Consider the following 17,983-nt stretch of genomic DNA (forward strand, 5'->3'; position numbering starts at 1 on the left):
TCATGGCGGTGCGATTCGAATGGCGCACGTCGTTGTGCGCCACAGACTTTCCAGCGACAGCCTTTGAGGCCTTGCGCCAGCGGGTAACGGAGCACACGCCGTTCAATGCGCTGGCCTGGCTGTCTGCTGCCGAACGCGCGCTGCCTCGCGACGCGACGCTACACGTGCTATTGGGCTGGCAAGGCGAGCAGTTGTGCGTGTGCCTGCCGCTGATCGCCATGCGTGAGCGTTTCGGCGGGCTGCCGTTTCGCGTCTTGCACCACCTCGGTTATCCCCTCGCTGACCGTATTACCCTGCTTGCCTGCCTGGACGCACAGAGCATCCGCCAGGCATTGAAGGAGACCCGCCGGCACTTGCCGCACGCGTTGCTGCAACTCAACGAACTGCCAAAACACCCGGACCAGGAAAGTACGCTGACGCAATGGATGCAGCTCAGTTCCACGGGCGAACATCGCGTCAGTTGTCGGGTGCCGGTGCACCTGATCAGCGACAGCGACCGTCAGGAAATCTGCGGTGATCCGCGCTATAAACTGCGCCGGGCACGCAAACGCATTGCAGCCTGTGGCGCCGTGGTCAGACGCCTGACCCCGGATGCGGTGACCATGAGGCCCTTACTGCAGGCCATCAGCGAGGTCGAGGCGCACAGTTGGAAAGGTGACGAAGGCGTCGGGATCTTCTCCGACGCCCGGCACCGACAATGGATAAACGAAGCCTTTACCGCCCTCGCCGCCCAAGGGCGGGTACGCGTGGTCGTGCTGGAACTGGACGGGCGTTGCATCAGCTATCGCCTCGGTCTTTTGGAACAGGGCCGGCTCTACGACTACAACCTGGCGTTCTTGCCGCAATACGCCGATATGGGCAGTGGCCGGGTGCTGCTTGAGGAGTGGATTCGCTGGGGCCTGGATGAGGGCTGGAAGTGGATCGATGCGTCGCGGGTAAGCCTGGACAACTCGAGCCATCAACTGCATGAACGCATGACCGGGCAGCTCGAACACTGGCGCTGGAGCTTCTACTCCTGGCGCCCCAGCGGACTTTTGCTGGGCCTTGGCTTGCGGCTCTGGCACCACGTCAAACCGCGCCTGCATCAGTGGCGAGCCAAACATGCGGCAACGGCCGCAACCCGCACGCTCGTCGTGACCAGCGCCGATAAAAAAATCTCGCCCACTGCGCACCCCATGGAGGGCGAAAATGCCTCGCCAAGTCATCATCAACGCTGACGATTTCGGTCTCAGCCTGAACGAAAACACGGTCATCCTGCGGGCCTTTCAATCCGGGGTGATCAGTTCGGCAACCGCCATGGCCAACATGCCGGCCTTCGAAGCCGCCTGTGCGCTGGCGCAAGAGCCGCTACTCAAGGGCCGCGTGGGGCTACACTTCAACCTCACTTACGGTCGGCCCCTGAGCCGGGCGATTCTCGAGCAGCCAACCTTTTGCGACACGGCCGGCGAGTTCGACCTGAACCTGCCCCGCCACCGCCTGTGGCTCGGCCGTCAGCAACGCGATGCGGTACTGAAAGAGCTCGAAGCGCAATGGCAGCACTGCCTGGACAACGGCCTGCGGCCCAGCCATCTCGATTCCCACCAGCATGTTCACAATATCTGGCCAATCGGTGAGATCGTCGCGCGTTTTGCTGCCCGCCAAGGTGTCCCCGTTCGCTTGGCGCGCAATCTGGGGCAAAACCTCAGCCTGCCCAAACGCGTGTTCAAGAGCCTGCTCAACCGGCGCTTACACCGCCTCGCCGGTGCCACGGCGGACTACGTCTGTACCCCGGTGGATTTGCGCAACGCCGCGCCACCGGCAGACGGACTGCTGGAGATCGTCGCCCATCCAACGATGCTCGGCCACGACTTTGGCGACGCCTACCTGATTCAGGGTGAGTCTTTGAGCAAGTTGCTCGACAGCCGCCTTCCGGGCATTCCACGGGTTTCCTATAACGTGCTGGCACGCACGCACCCCACAGCGACCACGACGGCATTGGAGTAGCACAACGTTGACAGCACAATGCCCGGGACTGGCCACGGGCATTGTGCGTAAGGCAGATGGCTCAGGGTTTCAGAGGCCACTCCTGGTCCAGATCTGAAAGGCTTTTGCCGTCGTCCGGATGCTTCCAGGTCGGATCTGGCGGATTTTCTTCCGGGGTTGCTTCTTCTGGCCTTTCCTCTTCTGAATCTTCGTACTGCTCATGTTTCTTTTCGGCTGCCATAAAGCCCTCCTCCTGAGGTTTGTCTTCACTTTTCAGGATAGAACAAAGCCACTGCTTCGCTATGTATGACCGGCAGCAAACGCCCGGAATACCGTCTGGCGTTTGTCATTTCGACAAATGGTTGTTCTGATGCCGTGAGGGTGCTGGCTTAAGGTGTCAGCCCTGACGGTAAAGCTGACAGCGCTTTTGCCCAGGCGGTGCTTGTGGTGGTCGCCCCCGATAATAAGAATCATGAGGTTAATGGCACTTTAATATCAATTCTTGGCATTTTTATTCGACACCCCGGGAAAACAACTACAAGTTCACAGATTAAGCATATCGACATAAATTGTTACAAACACACTGCAACCGAAGTCAATTAATATAGCCGCGTCATCCGCTCACCCTAAAAAGAGGCGACAGTTGCACTGACCGCCTCCCGAGCGCGCACCCGAATTGCCCATAGGGCATCGTGGAATATCCTTATAAGTCAACTCCACCACTCGAAAATGCGGACTTCTTCGCAATTCATACGCAAAACTTTTCAGTTGTGCCTCGTTCTGTAGCCTGATCCGAGCAATCCGTCACGCCAACTAAATTTGATATGACAAAAGCCAATGGAGTAAAGCCCCAGCAGTTGGCCATGTCATTGAATTAACTGAAACCACTCGCTATGGAATGATCAGCTAACACACCTGTACACGACAGGGAAATGTTATAAAACGTCAGATAATGTCAGTATTTTGTGTATTAACATTGCAACGCCAGCACACATGAGCAATTCCATGATGAACACCGAGAGCACGATCGAAAATTATCAGAGGGGTATTCTCGCCATTGGGCGCACCTGGCGCTCAACAGAGAAACTAAAACAGATATGCGCACCCAACTTCACACACTTCCATACTCTAGACTATCCGTTACCTCCAGGACTTGATATCGACACTCAGACTCTCGATGCAATATTGATAGAGATTGAAAGCCCATCGACACTTAATGGTTGCCTGGAACTCATTAAACAGCTGCGTGCAGAACCTGCAAAACCGGCCATTGTCGTCACCATCAATTATCGCTCCCCACACACTAAAGTTGAATGCTATCTGGCTGGCGCCGATCACTGCATCACCGTCCCTAACGATCACGATGAAAAGACCCAATTAATTTCAACATTGTTCAACAGTCCTGAATGGCAGTCCACGGTCAAGTTAACCCTGGATCAAACATGCCTGCACTTATATGACCCTGAACAAAAAATAGACCTCGCCTACCAGGAAATGAAAGCCCTGGATGCGCTTATCCACGCAGAAGGCAATATCTTGCACCATGACGGCATGGCCGAGTCCATGGGTTTAAATATAAAGCTCTACGATTCACGCGTACTGGAAAAATCCATCAGCCGGCTTCGAAACAAAGTAAAAAAAAATTTCGGCATTAACATCATTCACAGTGTTCGCGGTTATGGCTATCGGTTGCTTCGAGGGGTCGTGTCTGCAAAGCAAACAAATTTTCACTCTTAAAGGGACTTAATAATGGCGCCTAACAAGCAGCACACCGTGAACGAAAATGTTGCATTGACTTTCTTCAGGCAATCGATCCTCAAACGAAACGACGAACTGTTCGGCTGTGAAATCTATGCCAAGACAACCCCCAGGATATCCCCCTGACCTCGGGGTATCCGCCATTGCATCCTGATTATCCACTGACGATCTATCGCGAAGTACTTCAACGGATTCAGTTGAATTCCGTTTCACAGACCGCGGCCATGCCTTTTCCTCGCTCATTGACTCCATACACGCTGTTTTTGACCATGAATCAATCCTCTTTGTTGGACAAAGCACTCATCAAGGAAATGATCAATGTTCAAGCGACCCTCAACACGCATGCGCAACAGTTGATCCCCAGCCTCAACAGTCGCTCACTCATGTCGTCGAACTTAAAAGAAAAAAGAACCATTATCAGTCACGCGCACCTGCTAAAAGACAACGGGATCGAGATTGCTTTTGACGGTTATGACTTAAGTGACGACAGCGCCGAAAAGCTGATCAGCCTGGCATTGTTTGATTATATAAAAGTGGACCTGACCCACTCCAACTTCGACATCATGGTCGAAAAAAATCAGGACTTTTTCACCAGGTCCTACGACTACCTGAGCCGCATGATTCATGACAGGAAAATAAAGTTCGTGGCTGACCGAGTCGAGCACAAAGCGCTACACACGCTGGCCCGCAGCATGCCTTTCGACTTTTTCCAGGGGCGATACTACTCACCGACCGAGGTTATTTAAGCGCTTAACAGCTTCACTCTTCCAGGAAGGAACCTAATGATGAATACGCCGAATAATAACTTTTTAATCTTCACCCGAGACCAACTGGCACGACAAGCAATAGAGTCGCTTCTCGCACAACGCCTGTCTTTATCTTTTGAAATCGAGAGCGGAAAACTCAGCAGCGAGCGAATCAGAAGAAATCGCTTCACGCATATCCTGCTCGACCAGGCGGACATATCACTGAGCGATGTCAGTTTTATTCGCAGAAATCAAAAGGATGCCGAAATCATACTCATAACGCCCAACTCGGAGCGCTCGGAACTCCATCACTTCTCGCATGTCGGCGTTGATGGGTTTCTCAAGAAGCCCGTGGCCGATGACGAGTTCATCTCGGCAGTAAGCCGCGTTAAAGAGTCGCCGGGCAATCCTGAGATCTGGTGGTTTAACGCGGACGAGCGAACCTTGGTCAAAGCCGATATAACCATTCCTCTGACCGGTACCGAATCATTGATGCTCACCCAATTGGTCATCAGCGACCGCCGGGTACTTAGCAAGACCGATCTTATTCTGCGTATTGATAAAGACCCGGAACGTTACAGTGGTCTTGAGATGTGTTTGAGCAGGCTGCAGAAAAAATTCAAGGATGTCGCCAACGGAGAACGTCTTGTTCGCTCCGTGAGAAACCGCGGTTATTGCCTGGCCCAAAGGATAAGAGTCGCTTACTGAGTGAGTTCGCAAAAACAATAACAATACATGCGAACCTCAGCCCCGCCTCAGAGACACCCGTATCGTTTGTCCACTCACCCTGCTCACGTCACTGCTCCTGCTTTCCGCCTCTCGTACAGTGTCCCCATCCCAGCGTCTCCCCACGATAGTCTCGCTTCAGCTTACGTTTCCTTACACCCGGAAAGCGCCTGTCGGATGACGGTAATTTTATAGACGCTTTGGCGAGGTATGCCCAATAGAAGAGCACGACCTTTTATAACAACGGCCCCAGGAAGTGCGGCCGTTATAATTCGTCTGACACCCACAAAGATTAAGGCACTAGTATAAATACGAACACTGAGACAACCGTATCAGCTGACACTGTTTATAAATAAAACCCTATGGCCAGCCATCCATCCGCCGCCCCCTCTAATAAAAATAACTTCTGATGGAATCGCGTGCGCCCAACCGTTGCGCGTGGCTGCCATTTATTAACCGTCGACTGATACACAACGTGGCGCACGCCCGAGGGATACCGCGATGGTACATAACCGTATTAATCGGAACAGCATAACCAAAGGACTTACATTCTGGGGGCAATGGGCAATTGCTATCACGTCGGTCAGTGCATTGTTATTTGCTCTGGCGCTGCACCAGACCGGAGAAATCGACGCCCATTATCGTGTGCTGGCGGTGCTTACTTTTCTGGGTTCGGTCCCTTCCTACTCCCTGCTGCAGGTCTATCACAAGCGGCACGGTTACCTCACAGGCCTGGGACGTCTGCTGCTGGGCTGGCTGCTGACGCTGACAGGACTGACCAGTATCGGTTTTCTGAGCAAGACCAGCGAATTGTTCTCCCGGGAGGTCATCCTGGTCTGGGCCGTGGTGGGTTATTGCCTGCAGGCTTTGTTGTACCTGCCCCTGCATGGTTTTTCCAGGCACTACCATCGGCAATTGCACAGCCAATACAACACCCTGATCATCGGCACCGACCCACTGGCGGTGAAACTGGCGGACAAACTGTCCAAGACCGAATACCCGCCGCTGGTCGGTCTGATCAGCTCCAAACCCGACGAGCTGTCTACCAACGTCAGTGCTCACAGGATCGTCGGCCCGTTACAGGAGCTGCGCGAGCTGATCCGGGCTCACGATATCCGGCGGTTGTACATCGCGCTGTCCTTGAGCGAAGCGAAACAGGTCGAAGCGCTTTACATTGATCTTCTCGACTCGAATGTGGATGTGGTCTGGGTTCCCGACCTGGGCAGCATGACCCTGCTCAATCACTCCGTCAGCGAGCTGGACGGCCTGCCCGCCATCCACCTCAATGAAAGCCCGCTGACCAGTTACCCTACGGCGGCGCTGAGCAAGACCCTGCTCGACAGAAGCCTGGCCGCCCTGGCGCTGATCGGCTTCAGCCCGCTGCTTCTGGTGATTGCCGTCGCGGTGAAAGTCTCTTCCCCGGGCCCGATCATCTTCAAACAGGAGCGGCACGGCTGGAATGGCAAGGTCATCAAGGTCTGGAAATTCCGCTCCATGCGCCTGCACGACGACCACCAGGTCCAGCAGGCCGGTCGTCAAGACCCACGTATTACCCCGATCGGCCGTTTTATACGACGTACCTCCATCGATGAACTGCCGCAGTTCTTCAATGTGCTGCAAGGCCATATGGCGCTGGTCGGGCCCAGACCACATGCCATCGCCCATAACGACTACTACACGGGCAAGATCCGCGCCTACATGGCCCGCCATCGGATCAAACCGGGCATTACCGGGCTGGCTCAGATCAGTGGCTGCCGCGGTGAAACCGAAACCCTCGACAAGATGCAGAAGCGCGTAGAGATCGATCTGAACTACATCAACAACTGGTCGTTGTGGCTCGATATCAAGATCCTGATCAAGACCCCCTTCACGCTCTTTTCCAAGGATATCTACTAGGGTCTATCTATTCTTCAGCCTGTTGCGAACAGGGTTGCAATCCGGGCAGTCAGACCACTGACTGTCCGGAGCGCCCCGCGCACCTCGGCCCATTCCTTTTCAGGTTGAACCATGCGCCCTATTATCACTCGACGCCAACTACTTGCCGCCACAGCCTGCGGGGCTGCTGGCCTGACGCTTGCTGACGACCCGAATACAGGCCCGAACATGGTGGGTTTTCTGCAATCGGGGGCGGGCACCGAATCGCGCACCGTGGGCGATAAGCTCATGGAGCGTCACAGTCTGTTCGACTTCATGACAAAAGCCGAGCGGGACGATGTGACCTCCGGCGCCTCGCGGCTCAACCACACCGCAGCGATCAATCGAGCCCTTGCCTCAGGGTATGAAATCGAGTTGCCGGACGGGGTGCTCAATGCCGAGTACATCGAGCTGGTCGACGGCACTCGCGCCATCGGCAAGGGGCATATCGCCGGGCGTCTGGATACCAAAAACTGGAGCGGCACGGTGATCAGATCCCTGCCCTCCACAGAGCGGAAATTCATCCGCATGCCCGCGGGCAAGATCAGGGGGGTGCTGCTGGAAGGGTTTACCCTGGCCGGCGACCACGTGCATAACCCCTTGCAGGATGGCATCTGCCTGGAGGGTATGGTTGCCGGGCGCGACGGTGGCTTGTGGGATTTCGAGCTGCGCCGCCTGTTCATCAAAGGTTTTGCCGGCGACGGTTTGCGGTTGGTGGGGGGCTATAAGGATACTCAGGCCCCTGTGCAGTTCGGCCAGGTCGCTCATGTGCTCGTTGAACGACCCGTGGCGACGGCACGGAGCCTGGTGTTGATGGGACAATGCGAACATATCGAATTCGACGAGTGTCGATTCGATGGTGTGTATGGCCTGGGACCTGTGGGCGTGGGCTCCTATATCGGCAGGTTCGATCCCGACTACGACATCAGGCCCAACAACATAACCTTCACCAACCCGAGCTTTCAGCGTGCCAGCGTCGGCATCGAGATCGACCGCTGCGAAAACATCGTGATGATTGCGCCTTGGTTTGAAACCGTCAAAACCGCAGTCCAGCAAAAAAACTCCTCCGCCGGACTGGAGTTGATTGCGCCGCGCTTCGCCAATGTCGTCACTGGCCTGGATTGCGGCAAGAACTGCATGGCATCGATCCGTTCCCCCATCGTCGCAGGGAGCATCTCGAACCTGGTGGTTGGCAGCAACCATGGCGGGGTCAGGCTCGACTCGCCGTCCAAGGCCGGCGTCGGCACCCGCGGTGTCCACTCCACGGTGTCGTTCAATTCCGGACGCAGGCTTGAGGTCAAGGCCCATGCCTTCCTCAACGTCGAATTTGGCCCGGGGCTGACGATAGAGACGCTCAACGGCTACCACATGCCGGGAGAAACCTTGACCCTGTTGGTGAGCTCCAACCCGGTGAGATTCGCATCCGGGGGCAACCTCGCGCTGGGCAGTCAGGGACCCTATAAAGTGCTTGCCCCAGGAAGCACGATTACCTTCATTCGCACCGACGCACCCGGCGTCGCTAACTGGCAATGCATCGGGCTGGTATGAGGTAACAGCCTCGACCCGCCCAGTTCAAACCGACAGACCGCCAAGCGCCCCAAGACCTGCTCAGCGCAGCCAGCGCCACGCAATCAGCAAGCCCGTCAGCACGCCAAAACTGTTTGCCAGCATGTCGTAGGGTGAAGCCGTGCGCAGTGGCATCAAACCTTGCGCACCCTCGATAAGCAGACCGGTGAGCAAACACCCCAGGGCTATCCAGAACCACTTCACCAAGGGAAAGGCCAGGCGACAACTGCAGGCAAAGACCAGAAACCCGAACCAGTGATGGAGCTTATCCTCTTCGGCGAACAGCTCCGGAATGGGCTGAGGGCGCAAGCCCGCGATCAACAGAATCGCGGTGACCACCGCAAAGGCCAGGCCCCGTAGCCAGAATGGCAGCTCGGTCAAACGCTTGAGTCGCACCCTCATTCAGTGATTTTCTCGAAGTTGTTGTAGAACAGGTCGCTGTCACGCCCGTCGGTCATGGTCTGCAACGAGTAAGCTCGGCCCAGGCGCGCACCACCATCGCGGGTCAACGGCGCCCAGACGATATTGGCCCGGCGCTGGGTCGAGGTACTCATCAATTCGTCAAACGGAATGGAAATATAGATCCCCTTGTCGAAGCTGCCCTCACCATATTCTTCTTTCGAAGCCGTGGTCAGGGTGACCCAGGCGCCAAACTTCACTCCGTTACTGAACGCCCGCGACACGTCGACGGTGGTACCCCAGTCCCGTGCCAGATAACGCCCGACACTGACCGCCGCTTTCAGGTCATTGGGCAGTTCGGTATAGCCGGTGACATGGCCCGTCACAGTCCGGTAATCACGCAGGCCGAAACCCTGATCAAAATCACGCTGACGCACGACATTCAGATCGGCGCCCACCGACCAGCGCTGCCCCATGGGTCGATACAGCACTTCGCTGCCGACCCCGGCAAACATGGACTCCAGGTAGCCGCCGTAGACCATGCCATACAGATCCCGATCCAGTTGCACTGCATGGTTGAGCTGGAACGTCGGCATCGTCACATCGGAGGTGGTCAGGTATTTGCGCAGATCGGTCCGCACCCGAGGCAATCCGCTCGGCGCGTCGTAGGTAAACTTGTCATAGTTGTTCAACAGGTTGGCACTGAGCAGGCCGCTCCACCAGGTATTACGGGTGAAACGGTACTCCGCGTCGGCATCGGCAGTGAACTGATAAAGCAGGCCGTCGGGGCCGCCGATGTTCTGCTTGTACCCCAGACCGAAGCCATAATTGAACGGATCCAGGGCCTGGGTGTAGAGCGTGGTTTCCCGGTGCGCAACCGCCGGATTGATCTCGGTCGAACGCTGCAGATCCTTTAGCGGCTGCTCGTTGTTCACCACCGCGCGGAACGTTTCCCGAGGCAGGCTGGTTTCCTCTATCGGCATGTCATAACGCTGGTTCACCAAGGTGAACCAGTCGATATCCTGATGGGCGCTGTTGTCGAGAATCCGACTGGCCCGTCCCACCGCCTTGGCCGGGTAAAAGTAGCGGGACTGCTCGCCATACACCATCAACTCCGAACCGCGCTGGGTGATGCGCTTGACCTTGTAGCCGGCATTTTGCTGGAGCCGGCTGGAAACATCGGCCCAGTTGACTTGGTCGACCGGAGTCGACGGTGCCGGTGCCGGCAGCCGCTCGGCAGGCGGGTCGTAGGTCTTGGCCGGCGCCTTGCGGCTGACAAAGTTGGTGTGCAGGGTGATGCCGAACATCGCGGTATTGCCGCGCTCCCAACCGGCACTCAGATCGACGCTGTCGGCCAGTTTGTAGACCACGCCAATATTGATCGGCAGGTCTTGCTTGATCGGGTTGTTCAGTGGCTCGTTCCGATAATCGTTGCCCTCGTACTCGACTTTCAGGCTTAACGGTTCCCACGGTGTTTGATAGGCAACCCCGCCAAACAGCGAAGGGTGTCCCTTGAAATAAGCGTTGGAGTTCACCCCCCCTGCTCTGGAGACCGCTGCATCGCTCTGCGGCCGCTCATCGAACTGGCTGCCGAGCACCGCCAGCGGGTTGCTGAAATCCCCCCGATTACCCAGATAGCCCCAGGCAACACCGAGGCTGAAATCCAGGTTGTCATAACGCTTGTTGGCGACGAAATACTCACTGGAAAACAGCCCGGTACCACCGATATCCCGGGCCCCGATTGCGATCTGCGGTGCCCAGTGGCTTTCTTCCCAAAGCCGTGCCTTGACGTCAATGGCCTTGTCTTTGAAGCTCTGATCGCCACTTAACGCCTCGGTGCCGTACTTGCGGTTGGTGATCGCGGTGTAGCGAAACGAGCTTTCCAGCCAATCGAACGGTTGCAGGGAAAAACTGTAGCGCGAGTAAGGGTCGGTACGACTGGCAGTGACGCTCAACTCCCCCGCAGGGGCCATGCGCGCGGTCGGTGTCTGCAACAGACCGACACCACCAAAATCATTCTGGGTGTAACGCGGTTCGCCATGAACCAATCCGCAAGGCAGGAGCAATACAGCAGCAAAACGTAACTTCAAGGGGCCACCTCAGCCAGGGGTTGAGTGGCGAGAAACTCGGCCAATTGTTGATTGAGCTCAGGGGTCGGCGAATCGAGATCGTCGTTCTTGATTGGCACCAGGATCCTGCTGCCAGGGGCCAGCACGGCGCCCTCCTGATGATTCCATGCCGCCACGCCCACGCGCCGCACCTGGCCGTCGGGCTGGATCAGCCACAGATAATCGCTCTCGGCATCGCTGAGGATGGCGCACTGTCGGGCATAGTCGCGGGCCTCCTGCATGGCGCTGTAAGGCACATGACAGGGCTGTGCGACTGCCCCCCAGACTTCCACGGTGCTCGGCCGCGCGGGATAAATCAGACGGTCGCCATCCTCCAGCAGCGCGTTACGGGCGAACCCCACCTCCAGGGCGATCGGATCAAGTACCGCGACCTCACGCCCGGTGACCGGCAACCGCTCGATCTGCTCGTACAGGCGCGCACTCAAGGTCGCTCGCGTGTTCCTGTCATCAAGCAAGGCAACCCGCTGCAGCAGTTTCAGGTCGAACAACACCCCGGCTTTCAACCGGACCTGCTTGTCCACTAACGAGCCGTGCAGCCACGCCGCGCCCAGCCAGTAGCTTTCGGCGTTGGGTCGAGATGCCTTGATGACGTCCAGCAAGCGGGCACCGGGTTTGACTTCAAACTGACCGGGACTAAGGACATCACCGCTGACGGTGACGGCCGCCTGACTCACGGTCGAGCCGATCAACAACAGGCCACACAATAAAAGGTTCGGACATTTCACCGGGCAGCACCCCGATCACGGCGCAACTGCACAATTTTCAGGGACAACTGCGGCGTCAGATGCTGCTCGCTGCGCATGATGAAACCGTCCTGGGGGTCGACCCAGTAGCGGTTGGTGGTGTGGAAGTCCAGCGTGGGTGCATCTACCTGCTCATCGACCCGCAGCAAGGCAAAATCCTTTTCCAGAATTCTGATGTTCTCGATGTCGTGGGTGCTGAAGCGGCTATTGACCGCGATGCCGACACGGTAACCGTCGTAGATATCGATCCAGCGAGTGCTGGCGTAGCCGTCGGGCACATGCTGAAGGCCGCGCTTGAAGGGTGATTCGCCACTGAAGCGAGTGCCATCCAGAGAAACGCCCAGCCCGACAGTGCGTACCACCAGACCATCACGCAGCATCAGTACTTGTTTGCCGGAAGCGACCCAGAACTCCAGATCGCCACGCTGACGAGCCATGGCCATCACCCCCTCGCTGGTGGAGGTGGTGACCAGGATCTGCGGATAAGGCACGGTATCGACCTGGGTGCGGGTCAACTCGATGGAGGCGGGCCCCGTGGCAGACGCTTCAAGGGTGTCCCAGGAAGCCTGCATCAAGGAATTGCACCCGCACAACAGTAGCGCCATCGTCAGATAGGCGCCGATAGGCAAAATGTTCACTGCTGGATTGAGCCTTATCTGCTGTTAGCTTCGCTGAGGTTGTTGACAGAGCTGGCGCCGGTCCCGAGGACACTGGCCGTAGGCAGAAGCTGGCTGATCAGACGGTTCCAGCGCGTCACGCCGGCAGGACCGACATAGACGATATCTTGCGGCTGCAAGTCGAAACGGGTGGCCAGCACCAGGGCAGAAGGTGATTCAGCATTGAGCTGGAAGACCTTGGCTGGCTCGGTTTCGAGATTGTCCGCGCCACGAATGACATACACCGCATTGCCATTGGAGGTGGTCTGGTTCAAGCCCCCCACAGTGCCCAGGGCATCGGTGAGGCTCATCGATTTGCTCTTGAAACTCAGTGCCCGGGGCTGGTTGACCTCGCCCATGACATAGATCCGCTTGAGGTCGTTGTAGGGCAGGTACAACTGGTCACCCCCCTTGAGATAGACCTTGTGCAGCTGCGAGTCCTGGCGATTGAGGGTGTCCAGATCAAGCCGGTACTCACGCCCGTCGCGGGTCAGCGTCAAACCCGACAGGTCAGCATTCAGCGGGTCCACCCCGGCCACACCGATAGCTTCCACCAGGCTGAGTGGATTGGTGGTGATCGACTGTTGGCCGGCTCTTGCCACGGCACCGGAAATCACCACCGTCTGGCTGGCGAAGCGCAATACGCTGACATCAACCTGGGGGCTTTCGACAAACTGCGACAGGCGTTCGGCGATAAAGGCGCGCAACGCTTCGATGGTTTTACCGGCGGCCGGGACATTACCGATGTAGGGATAAAACAGCGTGCCGTCCGGACGAACCAGGCGGCCGTTGGCATCAATTTGCTGTTGCGGCCCCGACGGTGCCGTCAACTCCGGGTGATCCCAGACCGTGATAAACAATAAGTCATTGGCGCCCACGCGATAACCACCCGGCGTATAGGACAACAACGCCGAAGGGACTGACTCGCCAACGTGTGTGGCGGCCTCCATGGCAATCAATTTAGGTGTGATGGGAATAAGTTCCACCCGGCTACTCTCCCCGGAGCCGTCACGAACCCGTTGACTCGTATCCATATGTTGGCCAGGGGAAAACATACAACCGTGCAAGCTAATACTTGCCAGCATTACAACAGAAAACCTACGGATCATATTGGCACTACGCTAGTCGAGGGCACGTCTAAAACACGATCACTCAGAACGTTCTGAGTGATCTTGAGCAACACACTTCGGAGGGGATCAATGGGTGCCAGTCGTTCCGGTAGTACCGGTTGTGCCCGTCGTTCCAGTTGCTCCACCATTGGCACTACCACCGGAGTTTGCAGCGGCCACTGCGGCGGCGGCAACGGCAGTACCGACCAGCACTCCTCCCCCGACGGTGACGCCACCGATCAATGGGGTACTCAAGGTCAGAGGCTCTTCCACCGCTGCCGCAGGGGCAACCACCGCCGAGACAACCACCACCGGGGCAATCAAGGCCTCGGGGCCTTCCGCCAGCGCCGCAGTGCTCATGACAGCCAGCAAACCGGCAGTAAATAGTTTCTTCATATCAAACTCCTTCTCGACATCAACTCTTTATAAGACTTGATACTAAGGGCCAGGAATGGAACAGCAGATGTATGAACTGACACCTGTCGGTTAAACACCCGACTCCTGCACGTTGCCTCCTGTGGAGCATGTCATTTATACGTGTTGCACGCCACAGACCGACAATTCCCTGCCCCTGCGCCAAGCGCCTGCACAGAGCAGGTATTATTGGCGACATTCAGCGTTTTACGAAGCACGTTCAACGCAGACCTTCGAGCAGGCGTTATTTACCCTCATGCCCGTTGTTATTATTCGTCAGCATTTTCCCAGCTCATTAACCTTGTGGGTTTTACCGCCACGGAAAGTTCCACGCAAAATAACGTCTACTTATAACATTCACTGTTAAATGCAGACCGTTAATAACCACACACTGAATGTCCGCCCGAATAACAGTCACACGAAGATTCAGCCGTGAGGGGCTGTTTCTCGCAGTTGCTGCAGCACCTGTTGCAACTCCCGCGTCCAGCTTTGTGGTGCCAATCCATGAGCGTGCTCAAGGGCCTGGCAATCCAGTACGGACCAGGCGGGACGCTTGGCCGGAGTCGGATATTCGGTGGTGGTGATCGCCTTCAGGCTCGGGCGCTTTTCCAGTAAACCCTGCGTCAGGGCCTGGCTGAAAATCTCATCCGCGAAGTCGTACCAGGTGCAGGCAGGAGCGCCACTGTAGTGATACAGGCCCCACTTGAGCGCCCCGTCACGCTGAAAAATCGACGCGAGAGCCCACAGGGTATCGGCAATACTGCCGGCAGAAGTCGGGCAGCCGCGCTGATCCGCCACCACAGCCAGTTCATCCCGATCGCGCCCGAGGCGCAGCATGGTTTTGACGAAGTTGTTGCCATGTGCGCCGAACACCCAACTGGTTCGCAAAATTACATGGCGCGAACAGTGTTGCTGCAGTTGCTGCTCGCCGGCCAGCTTGCTCAACCCATACACGCCAGAAGGCGCGGTGACATCGCCAGGTTGGTAGGCGCTGTCGCTGTCGCCACTGAACACATAGTCGGTGGAAATATGCAGCAGTGGAATACCCAGCTCCTCGGCCGCCAGCGCCAGGTGCGCAACGCCGTCCCGGTTCACCCCGTAAGCCCTCTCGACCTCACTCTCAGCCTTGTCCACTGCGGTATAGGCCGCTGCGTTGATCAATAGCTGCGGCTTGATCCGGGCCAGGATCTCCCGGACCTGGGCCCGGTCACTGATATCCAGATCGCCCGAGCCATAGCCAATGACGCTGAACCCGGGCGGCGCTCTCTGCAGCAACTCCCGCCCGACTTGCCCTTGCGCTCCGGTCACTAGAACCAGCATGGTCATTCCCCACTCAACAGTGCACGCAATCGAGGATGGCGCTGGTCTTTTTCCGAAAGTTGAGGCGATTTCAGGGGCCAGGCAATGTCCAGATCCGGATCATTCCAGAGCAGGCCTCCTTCATCCTCCGGGTAATACAGATCGGTGCATTTGTATTGAAAATCAGCCGTATCAGTGAGCACACAGAAACCGTGGGCGTAACCCGGCGGGACCCACAACTGGAGATTATCATCGGCGGTCAGTTCGATTCCCACGTGTTCACCGCACGTGGCAGACCCCGGATTGACGTCCACCACCACGTCGTAAACGGCACCACGGGTTACCCGCACCAACTTGCCTTGGGGGCGAGTCCGTTGGAAATGCAAACCACGCAGTACGCCATACTGGGAGCGCGAGTGATTGTCCTGCACGAAAGGCAATTCGATGCCGATATCGCGATAACGCTGCTGGTGATAACTCTCGAGAAAGAACCCACGGGCATCGCCGAACACCTTGGGCTCGATAATCAGTACGCCAGGCAACCGGGTTTTGATGACATTCATTTCGCAGGCTCCGTGGCCAGCACCTGAGCCAGATAGTGGCCGTAACCGGTTTTGCATAACGCGGTAGCTTGTCTATCCAGTTGCTCGGCTGACAACCAACCCTGGTGATAGGCCACTTCCTCAAGACAGGCCACTTTCAATCCCTGGCGCGCTTCAATGGTCTGGACGAAATGCCCGGCCTCCATCAACGAGTCATGAGTCCCGGTGTCCAGCCAGGCAAAACCACGCCCCAACACGCTGACGTGCAGATCCCCGCGTTGCAGATAAGCGTTGTTCACGTCGGTGATTTCAAGCTCGCCACGAATCGAAGGTTTGACCTGTTTGGCGATGCTCACCACGTCGTTATCGTAGAAATACAAACCCGTGACCGCATAGTTGGACTTCGGACGTGTAGGCTTCTCCTCGATCGAAACCGCCTTACCCTCGCCGTCGAACTCGACAACACCAAAACGCTGCGGATCGCTGACTCGATAACCGAACACAGTAGCGCCGGTTTGTCGTTGTGACGCTTCGCGCAATGCGGCGCTGAAACCATCACCGTAGAAAATGTTATCGCCGAGAATCAGTGCCACATTGCTGTTGCCGATAAAGCGCTCGCCGATTAGAAAGGCTTGTGCCAAGCCATCGGGGGAAGCCTGCTCGGCATAGCTGAGTTCAATCCCGAAAGAGGATCCGTCACCCAACAAGCTCTGGAAGTTGGGCAAGTCGTGCGGCGTGGAGATAATCAATATCTCGCGAATGCCCGCGAGCATTAATACCGACAACGGATAATAAATCATCGGTTTGTCGTAGATCGGAAGCAGTTGTTTGGACACACCACGGGTAATGGGATGCAAGCGGGTGCCGGAGCCTCCCGCGAGGATAATTCCTTTCATAGGGGGATTCCCTTCTACGTTGATCGAGAATAAAGGCCGTGTTTGTCTGTTTCAGGAGGTTTGGCCAAGACGTCCCAGCCGGTACTGACCGTTGAGTACTCGTTGCCACCATTCTTGATTGTGCAAATACCACTGAACCGTTTTGCGAATGCCGCTTTCAAAGGTTTCCTGTGGCCGCCAACCCAGTTCCCGCTCGATCTTGCCGGCATCGATGGCATAACGAAGATCGTGACCTGGCCGGTCCTTGACGAAGGTAATCAGCTCGCGATATCGCTCGACGCCGGCTGGCTTGTCGGGTGCCAACTCTTCAAGCAGATCGCACAGGGCTTCCACAACCTCGATATTGGTTTTCTCATTGTGGCCACCGATGTTGTACGTTTCGCCGACCTTGCCCCTGCACAGCACCTCGCACAGCGCGCGCGCATGATCTTCTACAAACAACCAGTCGCGGATTTGCAAACCGTCGCCATAGACCGGCAGAGGCCTGCCGTGGATGGCATTCAGAATCACATGGGGAATCAACTTCTCGGGGAAGTGATAAGGGCCGTAATTATTCGAGCAGTTGGTGATCAGCACCGGCAAACCATAAGTTCGCTGCCAGGCCCGAACCAGATGATCCGAACTGGCCTTGGACGCCGAATAGGGTGAACTGGGCGCATAAGGCGTGGTTTCACTGAACAGGCTATCGGTGCCTTCCAGGTCGCCGTAGACCTCATCCGTGGAAATATGGTGGAAGCGAAACGCCTGTTTTACTTCCCCCGACAGCCCGTTCCAGTAACGACGGGTCGCTTCGAGCAAGGTATAGGTCCCGACAATGTTGGTCTGGATGAAGTCGGCAGGACCGTCGATAGAACGATCGACGTGCGACTCTGCGGCGAGGTGCATCACTGCGTCCGGTTGAAATGCGCTGAATACGTGATCCAGCGCCTGAGCGTCACATACATCGACGTTAAAGAAGTGATATCGCGGCGACTCGGCGACACTGGCCAAGGACTCCAGATTGCCGGCATACGTTAACTTATCGAGGTTGGCCACTTCGCATCGAGTATTTTCGATCAGGTGCCGGACGACGGCAGAGCCAATAAAACCGGCTCCACCCGTCAGAAGAATACGGATAGTCATAA

General features: G+C 56.7%; 18 protein-coding genes. 7 read left to right on the forward strand and 11 right to left on the reverse strand.

Features of this window, described 5'->3' with window-relative positions; translation table 11 throughout:
- The first annotated feature begins 2 nt into the window (after positions 1-2).
- Positions 3-1,217: a GNAT family N-acetyltransferase gene (locus BLL42_RS03385; protein WP_071550790.1), complete on the forward strand. Its 1,215-nt coding sequence runs from the start codon at positions 3-5 to the stop codon at positions 1,215-1,217.
- Positions 1,189-1,983: a carbohydrate deacetylase gene (locus BLL42_RS03390; RefSeq protein WP_071550791.1), complete on the forward strand. Its 795-nt coding sequence runs from the start codon at positions 1,189-1,191 to the stop codon at positions 1,981-1,983. Before BLL42_RS03385 ends, BLL42_RS03390 begins: the two co-directional genes overlap by 29 nt.
- A 61-nt stretch (positions 1,984-2,044) precedes the next feature.
- Here BLL42_RS03390 and BLL42_RS30180 read toward each other — a convergent pair whose 3' ends face one another.
- A complete protein-coding gene (locus tag BLL42_RS30180) occupies positions 2,045-2,203 on the reverse strand; it encodes a hypothetical protein (RefSeq protein WP_167368527.1) in 159 nt (52 codons plus the stop codon).
- A gap of 764 nt (positions 2,204-2,967) precedes the next feature.
- Between BLL42_RS30180 and BLL42_RS03395 the strand changes: the two genes are divergently transcribed.
- The 5 genes from BLL42_RS03395 (at position 2,968) to BLL42_RS03415 (ending at position 8,654) form a co-directional block, all read left to right on the forward strand.
- A complete protein-coding gene (locus BLL42_RS03395) occupies positions 2,968-3,699 on the forward strand; it encodes a winged helix-turn-helix domain-containing protein (protein ID WP_071550792.1) in 732 nt (243 codons plus the stop codon).
- Between the two features lie 164 nt (positions 3,700-3,863).
- The gene (locus tag BLL42_RS03400; RefSeq protein ID WP_236721962.1) at positions 3,864-4,466 is read left to right on the forward strand and encodes an EAL domain-containing protein; all 603 of its coding nucleotides are present in this window, start codon (positions 3,864-3,866) and stop codon (positions 4,464-4,466) included.
- A 39-nt stretch (positions 4,467-4,505) separates the two neighbouring features.
- Positions 4,506-5,174 carry a winged helix-turn-helix domain-containing protein gene (locus BLL42_RS03405; protein ID WP_071555692.1) on the forward strand — a complete coding sequence of 223 codons (669 nt, stop codon included), beginning with the start codon at positions 4,506-4,508 and terminating at the stop codon, positions 5,172-5,174.
- Positions 5,175-5,693: 519 nt separating this feature from the next.
- A complete protein-coding gene (locus BLL42_RS03410; protein WP_071550793.1) occupies positions 5,694-7,088 on the forward strand; it encodes an undecaprenyl-phosphate glucose phosphotransferase in 1,395 nt (464 codons plus the stop codon).
- A 111-nt stretch (positions 7,089-7,199) separates the two neighbouring features.
- Positions 7,200-8,654 (forward strand): hypothetical protein, encoded by a 1,455-nt coding sequence (locus BLL42_RS03415; RefSeq protein ID WP_071550794.1) that lies wholly within the window; start codon positions 7,200-7,202, stop codon positions 8,652-8,654.
- 60 nt (positions 8,655-8,714) lie between these two features.
- On the opposite strand, the gene BLL42_RS03420 is transcribed toward BLL42_RS03415, so the two are convergent.
- From BLL42_RS03420 to rfbB, 10 genes are all read right to left on the reverse strand, one after another.
- Entirely contained in the window at positions 8,715-9,074 is a 360-nt protein-coding gene (locus tag BLL42_RS03420) for a VanZ family protein (RefSeq protein WP_071550795.1), read from the reverse strand.
- Complete coding sequence (locus BLL42_RS03425) at positions 9,071-11,161, reverse strand: YjbH domain-containing protein (protein WP_071550796.1); 2,091 nt, start codon at positions 11,159-11,161, stop codon at positions 9,071-9,073. The genes BLL42_RS03420 and BLL42_RS03425 overlap by 4 nt, the downstream gene beginning before the upstream one ends.
- Entirely contained in the window at positions 11,158-11,925 is a 768-nt protein-coding gene (locus BLL42_RS03430) for a capsule biosynthesis GfcC family protein (protein WP_071550797.1), read from the reverse strand. Before BLL42_RS03430 ends, BLL42_RS03425 begins: the two co-directional genes overlap by 4 nt.
- Positions 11,922-12,581 carry a YjbF family lipoprotein gene (locus BLL42_RS03435; RefSeq protein WP_330220781.1) on the reverse strand — a complete coding sequence of 220 codons (660 nt, stop codon included), beginning with the start codon at positions 12,579-12,581 and terminating at the stop codon, positions 11,922-11,924. The genes BLL42_RS03430 and BLL42_RS03435 overlap by 4 nt, the downstream gene beginning before the upstream one ends.
- 14 nt (positions 12,582-12,595) lie before the next feature.
- The gene (locus BLL42_RS03440; protein WP_174553323.1) at positions 12,596-13,708 is read right to left on the reverse strand and encodes a polysaccharide biosynthesis/export family protein; all 1,113 of its coding nucleotides are present in this window, start codon (positions 13,706-13,708) and stop codon (positions 12,596-12,598) included.
- A gap of 87 nt (positions 13,709-13,795) precedes the next feature.
- Entirely contained in the window at positions 13,796-14,104 is a 309-nt protein-coding gene (locus BLL42_RS03445; protein ID WP_071550799.1) for a hypothetical protein, read from the reverse strand.
- 444 nt (positions 14,105-14,548) lie between these two features.
- On the reverse strand, positions 14,549-15,442 hold the full coding sequence (rfbD, locus tag BLL42_RS03450; RefSeq protein ID WP_071555694.1) for a dTDP-4-dehydrorhamnose reductase: 894 nt from the start codon (positions 15,440-15,442) through the stop codon (positions 14,549-14,551).
- Between the two features lie 2 nt (positions 15,443-15,444).
- Positions 15,445-15,984 (reverse strand): dTDP-4-dehydrorhamnose 3,5-epimerase, encoded by a 540-nt coding sequence (gene rfbC, locus BLL42_RS03455; protein WP_071550800.1) that lies wholly within the window; start codon positions 15,982-15,984, stop codon positions 15,445-15,447.
- A complete protein-coding gene (gene rfbA, locus BLL42_RS03460; RefSeq protein WP_071550801.1) occupies positions 15,981-16,859 on the reverse strand; it encodes a glucose-1-phosphate thymidylyltransferase RfbA in 879 nt (292 codons plus the stop codon). Before rfbA ends, rfbC begins: the two co-directional genes overlap by 4 nt.
- Before the next feature lie 51 nt (positions 16,860-16,910).
- Entirely contained in the window at positions 16,911-17,981 is a 1,071-nt protein-coding gene (gene rfbB / locus BLL42_RS03465; protein ID WP_071550802.1) for a dTDP-glucose 4,6-dehydratase, read from the reverse strand.
- Positions 17,982-17,983: the final 2 nt, after the last annotated feature.

It is taken from the genome of Pseudomonas frederiksbergensis (assembly GCF_001874645.1).
GTDB classification, from domain to species: domain Bacteria; phylum Pseudomonadota; class Gammaproteobacteria; order Pseudomonadales; family Pseudomonadaceae; genus Aquipseudomonas; species Aquipseudomonas frederiksbergensis_B.

Coding starts and splice junctions, on each gene's coding strand:
- BLL42_RS03385 (WP_071550790.1), top strand. CDS start 3: ATGGCGGTGCGATTCGAATGGCGCACGTCGTTGTGCGCCACAGACTTT.
- BLL42_RS03390 (WP_071550791.1), top strand. CDS start 1,189: ATGCCTCGCCAAGTCATCATCAACGCTGACGATTTCGGTCTCAGCCTG.
- BLL42_RS30180 (WP_167368527.1), bottom strand. CDS start 2,203: ATGGCAGCCGAAAAGAAACATGAGCAGTACGAAGATTCAGAAGAGGAA.
- BLL42_RS03395 (WP_071550792.1), top strand. CDS start 2,968: ATGATGAACACCGAGAGCACGATCGAAAATTATCAGAGGGGTATTCTC.
- BLL42_RS03405 (WP_071555692.1), top strand. CDS start 4,506: ATGAATACGCCGAATAATAACTTTTTAATCTTCACCCGAGACCAACTG.
- BLL42_RS03410 (WP_071550793.1), top strand. CDS start 5,694: ATGGTACATAACCGTATTAATCGGAACAGCATAACCAAAGGACTTACA.
- BLL42_RS03415 (WP_071550794.1), top strand. CDS start 7,200: ATGCGCCCTATTATCACTCGACGCCAACTACTTGCCGCCACAGCCTGC.
- BLL42_RS03420 (WP_071550795.1), bottom strand. CDS start 9,074: ATGAGGGTGCGACTCAAGCGTTTGACCGAGCTGCCATTCTGGCTACGG.
- BLL42_RS03440 (WP_174553323.1), bottom strand. CDS start 13,708: ATGATCCGTAGGTTTTCTGTTGTAATGCTGGCAAGTATTAGCTTGCAC.
- BLL42_RS03445 (WP_071550799.1), bottom strand. CDS start 14,104: ATGAAGAAACTATTTACTGCCGGTTTGCTGGCTGTCATGAGCACTGCG.
- rfbD (WP_071555694.1), bottom strand. CDS start 15,442: ATGCTGGTTCTAGTGACCGGAGCGCAAGGGCAAGTCGGGCGGGAGTTG.
- rfbC (WP_071550800.1), bottom strand. CDS start 15,984: ATGAATGTCATCAAAACCCGGTTGCCTGGCGTACTGATTATCGAGCCC.
- rfbA (WP_071550801.1), bottom strand. CDS start 16,859: ATGAAAGGAATTATCCTCGCGGGAGGCTCCGGCACCCGCTTGCATCCC.
- rfbB (WP_071550802.1), bottom strand. CDS start 17,981: ATGACTATCCGTATTCTTCTGACGGGTGGAGCCGGTTTTATTGGCTCT.